The sequence below is a fragment of the Autumnicola tepida genome, assembly GCF_031846485.1.
In the GTDB taxonomy this organism is placed as follows: domain Bacteria; phylum Bacteroidota; class Bacteroidia; order Flavobacteriales; family Flavobacteriaceae; genus Autumnicola; species Autumnicola tepida.
Window position 1 is genome coordinate 1 of sequence record NZ_JAVRHQ010000132.1, and the last position, 241, is coordinate 241.

The window sequence follows — 241 nt, forward strand, 5'->3', positions numbered from 1 at the left end:
CACGTTTTGATATGGCGGAGCATAATGTTCCACTTCAGAACCTTTCATTATTCCAACACCTTGTTTTCGGTATTTTCCTGCATCATCTATCAGGTTTTGCATTAAATCTTTATGGCATTTCAAGAATGATTTTTCCTCAAATGGATTATAATTTTCTAAATGCTCATAAATCTCAATTGCATTTAAAACTTCTTTTACATCTTTCTTCGGACCGATGATTCTCTTGTTCTCTAAAAGTGCT

1 pseudogene is annotated in these 241 nt (G+C 33.2%); it reads right to left on the reverse strand.

Annotated elements, in window-relative coordinates:
- Nucleotides 1–241 (reverse strand): annotated as a pseudogene (locus RM553_RS19655) (Fic family protein); the annotation flags it as partial.